Below are 5,985 nucleotides of genomic sequence, written 5' to 3' on the forward strand. Positions count from 1 at the left end.
CACTCCCTAGAGGGACTTTTAGGCGCTTTGTCACCTATAAGTCCCTCTAGGGAGTGGAATAATATCAATGTTCTAAAAATGTATGAAATCCTTAGCAATTTATAATTTATACCTTTTTGAGGTAAATACTGTAACTCACCAATCTGACAGATATCTTACCTGAGTTCTGCCTTGTTATTTATAACTATTCAACAGAAGATGATATTAAGTAGATGAGCATAAATAAAAGCAATATTAGAGGGCGGGTTTTTAGAACTAGATCGCGCTGAAGTCAAAGCTGTCGGTTAAACCTGCCCCTACAATTTTTTTACGTTTAATTAGACCTACCTACTTATACAAAATTGATAAATTTTTGCTACAAATAGCTAGGATATTTCTTAGGAGTCAACCCACCCCTAACCCCGACCGTGGAGGAGAAGTCAGTCTGACTGAGTCAGAATGAATAGCTTTAATAGCAATTTTTAGGTCTGAACTTATCTTTTTCCTCCAAGAGACATCTCCTATAAAGTATTTTAATTGCCCTGATTATTCGTAACATTCTTTTTTCGGCGTTGCACAGTGGCGAATGATTTGAGATTTTTGATTGAATTTGATTTTGGATTTGATAATTGCTAGAACAATTAATATTAGGTTTTTTTAGTCAAAGTCTAAACCTCTTTTTGGCAGTATCATTCCATAATGTGCAACCCCCTTTTTTCACGCTTGGTATTATACCAATTCCCAAAAGTATTGCCCAAGTATAGCAATACTTCAGTTGTCAACTAATCAGCACAAGTAAAATCACTTTTTTGCTAATTTCAGCTAAGTTAATGTTAATTATTCTTATGTTTGATTCTCCCCACACTACCCCACTACCATACTCCCCTGCTCAACAAAGTGTAGAAAAGTTTTTGAGAAATGGTATTACTTACCTAAAACCTAATAGGTAATAAAGTGTCTAAAAGTCAGTCTATGGAGTGGAATAATATCAATGTTCTAAAAATGTATAAAACCCTTTTGGATGTAAATACTCTAATACCATGTATCTTTAAATGCCCACAATAAAAATTTTAGGGAACAGGGAACAGGTAACAGGGAAAAATTTATCATAGAAAACATTTTTATTATGGCTAATTAATGAGACTTGATATAACTCGCCAATATGACAGATATACAACCTGAGTTCTGCCTTGTTATTTATAAGTATTCAATAGAACATAGTATTACTTACCTAAAACCTAAAAGCTACCACCTAATAGCTGACAAAGCGCCTAAAAGTTATTCTAGGGAGTGGAATAATATCAATGTTCTCAAAATATATGAAATCCTTGGCAATTTATAATTTATACCTTTTGGAGGTAAATACTGCAACTCACCAATCTGACAGATATCTTACCTGAGTTCTGTCTTGTTATTTATAACTATTCAACAGAACATAATATTACTTATCTAACACCTACCACCTACCACCTTCTTCCTTCAAATACCATGACTTTTTCCAATTACCCAATGTCGCCGAAAGAAACGAGCTAAAGCTGATTCTTCTAAAGATAAATAAATCGGTCTGCCATGAGGACAAGTACGAGGGTTGCGAGTAAGTCGCCATTGATTTAATAAACTTTGCATTTCTGACAGACTTAAAGGAGTTCCATTTCTAATAGCACTTCGACAAGAAGTAGCTACTTTAGCAGATTCTAAATCACCACCTTTACTCAGTTCAATTAAAGCTTCAGCACAGTCATTTCTTTTAGCTAAAATTGCTGGAGCAGTACGAGCTGCCCAAAGGAAATCTCCAAAAATTTCTACTTCTATATTTAAACGTTGAAGTTGTTCTATTTGAGCTGAAGATAAATTATGCAAAATAATTGGTGGCTCTAAATAAATTATTTCCCAAGCATCACATAATTTTTCATATAAAACTCTTTCATGGGCAATATGTTGCTCAATTAACCAAATGCCATTCGGATGTTCAGCTACTATATAAGTATTGTGTAATTGAGCGATCGCTTTGAGTTCTATCAATCCAAATTCTTGATTTTTTTCTGCTGTATTATCTGGAGAAACTTGTATCGACCGACGAGTTTGATAATTCCCTGTATTTTCAGATACTTTTAATATTTTTTCCACTCTTTCTGATAAAGGAAATTCTGGCATTACTTCCATATTAAATTGTAATGCCTTAGCAATTACTAGCTCAATTTGTTGTTGCCAAAAACTGAGATTATGAAGATAAACTTCTGTTTTCGCCGGATGACGATTCCAATTTATTTGATGAGGAAAAATTTGGAAATGAATAAAACATATAGGATAGCGATCGCGAGGGCAAGTCCGCGCCAAAGAACTAATAATTTTTTGTTCTAATTCTGGTACTTTTACCACTCTTCCATTAATAGCAACTTTCACCCAATCTGGTCGTCTACGATGACATCTATCTGGCAAACCTAAGACTAATTCTAATGATTGTCTATCCAAAAATTGAGAATCTTGATATTGGAAAAAATTTGATGTTTTGAGATTTAATTCTTCTGCTTCTTGTTCATCAATTTCTTTTTGAATATACTGTAAATCACTCAATCTTACCGTAGATAAAATTTGAGGTAAAATTTGTTTTGCCGTAGCGCCAGGACTAATTTGTATCCATAACTTACTACCCTGCCAAATTTGCCAAGTAACATCAGGATAACAAAGCGCTATTTGCTGAATAACTAATTGTATACCTCGCATTTGTTGTGCCGAAGAAGGCATTCCTTGACGACGTACAGGCCATTTTCCAAAAAGATTAGAAACCTTAACAATAGTACCAGGAGCAACAGCAACTCTTTCAACTTCAACAGCCTTTCCTTGCTCGTTATAAACAACTTGCCAACCTTCATTTTCATTCTCTAAAAGAGGCGACTTAGGACGACTTAATATTTCCAAAGTTGAGAGATTAGCTAAACTATGAAGTGCCTCTCCACGAAATCCCAAACTGGTAATTTTTGTGAGGTCTTGAAGATGAGTAATTTTGCTCGTACTATGAGGATTAGCTGCTTGTTTTAAATTAGCTAAATTCATACCCATACCATTATCAGAAATTTGCACTCGCCACTGTTCAGAAATGATAGAAATTATGATGCGAGTTGCACCAGCATCCAGAGAATTTTCTACTAATTCCCGTACTACTGCTGCTAAAGAATCAATCACTTCTCCAGCGGCAATTAAATTAACAACTTCTTTGGGTAAGGTTTGAATTTTAGATTGCATTTGCAGACACAGATTTGGCCACGGATTTACGGATTAGTCCAGTAAGGAAAATAATCATAATGCCAGCCCGCGATTATTATCATAATACTGTCAAATCTGCTATTCAAAAAGACGGATGGAGAATCACTGAGGATTCATATCTTCTTAAACTTACAAGGAGGAAAAATTTATTTGTTGATCTAGGTGCAGAACGTCTAATTGCGGCAGAAAAAGGACTAGAAAAAATTGCTATTGAAGTCAAAAGCTTTGGGAGTGCTTCAGAAATGAAGGATTTAGAACAAGCTATTGGTCAATTTGTATTGTATGAACATATTTTAAATCGTTACGAACCTGAGCGAAAATTATACTTAGCTGTTTCTGAAGAAATACGTCAATCAGTGTTTGAAGAAGAAGCTGGAATAATATTAATAGAAGATCGAATATTACGTCTTGTTAGCTTTAATCCCACTCAAGAGGAAATTGTTAAATGGATATTCTAAACATTGAACTCAAGGAAGCAATTATCAAAGTATTACAAGACTATGTTGAATATATCGGAAATGACCCAGAAATGCAATGTCAATTAGTCATAGATGAAACTGGAAATCATTACTTACTAATAGAAATAGGTTGGCAAAATAGTAGGCGAATTTATGGAACTCTTATTCATATCGACATTATCAACCAAAAAATTTGGATACAACATGATGGCACAGAAGAGGGTATTGCTAATGAACTTGTTAATTTAGGTATATCTCATCAGCAAATTGTACTTGGTTTCAAAACACCTGAGCGACGTAAAATTACTGATTTTGCTGTTTATTAATTAAAAAGAGGGAACAGGGAATAGGGAACAGGTAACTATGACTAAGATTTAGACAAAAATCACAAGATTATCCTATGGCACTGGAGAAATATCAACAAGCCCTGGAATTGTGGCGACAACAGGAGATTTCGTTTGGACAAATGGTTTCATTATCAGGAATGGTTAGAACCTACGAGTCATTAAAGAAGTATTCCCAGGCTTTGGATAGAGGCAAGGAAGCTTTATCGTTGTCCAGTGAACTGAAAAATGACTTGCTCAAAGCTAATACTTTTATTTTAATAGGTAGGGTCTATCAAGCTGAAAATAACTATCAAGAAGCCTTGTCACATTTAAAACAGTAGTGGGAGCATATTGCTCCCATTAAGCAGCGCTGTTCATCGCCATCTACCATTACGCGAGTACAACTACCGATTAATCTAAACAAAGTTTAGCTATAAATCACTATTTACTTAACTTACTAATAGGACTTACGCATGAGGTACGAAAAATTAGGATTTGAGATTGCTTTCCGTTCCGGACTGCTCCGCAAACCCTGTCGCTCGCAATGACGAAAATACCTTGTACTGCGTAAGTCCTAACTAATAGGCATCTCCAATAATAAAAAATAAAATCAATTATTCCAGAGAAATTATCAATTCTTTCCCCCTACTCTGTACGGACGCCCTTATGCAACGTCCCTACTGCCTACTCCCTCCTTTCTCACCGTAATAACTAGCAACAATAGCCACCATCAACCACCAAAGCGTATTAATTTGAGGACGATACCAAACAGTATCCACCAAACCATGAGCCATTAACCCTACCATCGCCACCATTGCCCCAATTAACCAATACCCTTGACGATCGCCTGCATCTCGCAAACGTCTTAAATTTAATACACCTTGATTGAATGTCACCAACAGCAACCATAAAAAAGCAGTAAAACCAATAAAACCAGTTTCCACAATAATTTCTAAAGGTACTGAATAAGCACTCAAAGCACTATAACGGGGTCGCTGATAAAGAGGATAAATTTTGTTAAACACATCATTTCCCGGTCCAATACCCAAAACCGGGCGATCGCGAATCATATCAAACACAGACATCCAGACATTCATCCGAAAATTATTACTACTATCTTGACGACCTGCAAAAATACTAAAAACGCGATCGCGCAAAGGCTCTAATAACACGACCGCCAGAATTAATAACCCTGCCAAACTTCCTACAGCTATTGGCAGCGACCAAGTTTGCCAAAAACTGGGCATATAGATGCTCCACCAATACCACATTAAAATTAACAGAGCAAACATCAAAGCTATAAACCCTATCCAACTGCCTCTACTACCTGTATAACGCAAACAAGCACAATTCACTAGCAACATTGTTACTGCCAACAATTTCTGTGGCCAACTACGCCAGGCGATAATTGCGACAAAGCTCAAAGCAATGGCAGGTAGTAAATATCCACCTAATAAATTAGGATTTCCCAAGTAACTATATACGCGAGTAATACCAGCTTGAGCAGAAGTAGGGTCGTTCCAGGTAGCAAGGGGTTCAACTTTGTCTATCCATTGACGAATACCGTAGAAACTGACTACCAAAGAAACCAATAAATATATACTAATTAACCAAGAGCGGAGTTTCGGCGATCGCAATACCATTGCTCCTAAAACAAATAACAATAGATAAAGAGTTAACTTGACCCATCCACTAAAAGCAGCCATTCTTGCTGGCGAAGTTGCCATTGCTAATGTGGCAATACCCCAATAAACGAATATCAGTAGATGAATAGGAGTTAAATATTCCTGAGTGTTATCTGAAACAGCAAGCAATACCCAAAACCCTGCACCAGCAAGTAATAATAAACCAATCAGAGCAGTATTTACAAAAGGAGCTAGACTAAATACAATTGCCAGCAAGACAAAACCCAAAGCTTCTCCCCATTGCATTAACCAACTACCTCGTCGCCAGTTATG

The 5,985-nt window shown here is 36.1% G+C and carries 4 protein-coding genes and 1 pseudogene; 3 read left to right on the top strand and 2 right to left on the bottom strand.

The window, feature by feature from the left end:
• Nucleotides 1–1,458: 1,458 nt before the first annotated feature.
• A complete protein-coding gene (gene mutL / locus F6K13_RS14715; RefSeq protein ID WP_124147091.1) occupies nt 1,459–3,222 on the bottom strand; it encodes a DNA mismatch repair endonuclease MutL in 1,764 nt (587 codons plus the stop codon).
• Between the two features lie 59 nt (nt 3,223–3,281).
• Here mutL and F6K13_RS14720 point away from each other — a divergent pair, with 59 nt between their 5' ends.
• From F6K13_RS14720 to F6K13_RS14730, 3 genes and pseudogenes are all read left to right on the top strand, one after another.
• Complete coding sequence (locus tag F6K13_RS14720; RefSeq protein ID WP_124147092.1) at nt 3,282–3,701, top strand: element excision factor XisH family protein; 420 nt, start codon at nt 3,282–3,284, stop codon at nt 3,699–3,701.
• Nucleotides 3,689–4,027, top strand: coding sequence for a XisI protein (locus tag F6K13_RS14725; protein WP_124147093.1), 339 nt, complete (start codon nt 3,689–3,691; stop codon nt 4,025–4,027). The genes F6K13_RS14720 and F6K13_RS14725 overlap by 13 nt, the downstream gene beginning before the upstream one ends.
• Before the next feature lie 62 nt (nt 4,028–4,089).
• Nucleotides 4,090–4,368 (top strand): annotated as a pseudogene (locus F6K13_RS14730) (tetratricopeptide repeat protein); the annotation flags it as partial.
• A 336-nt stretch (nt 4,369–4,704) separates the two neighbouring features.
• On the opposite strand, the gene F6K13_RS14735 reads toward F6K13_RS14730, so the two are convergent.
• The coding region (locus tag F6K13_RS14735) for an IctB family putative bicarbonate transporter (RefSeq protein ID WP_287287722.1) at nt 4,705–5,985 on the bottom strand (1,281 nt) is incomplete at its 5' end.

It is taken from the genome of Okeania sp. SIO2B9 (assembly GCF_010672505.1).
GTDB classification, from domain to species: Bacteria; Cyanobacteriota; Cyanobacteriia; order Cyanobacteriales; family Microcoleaceae; genus Okeania; species Okeania hirsuta.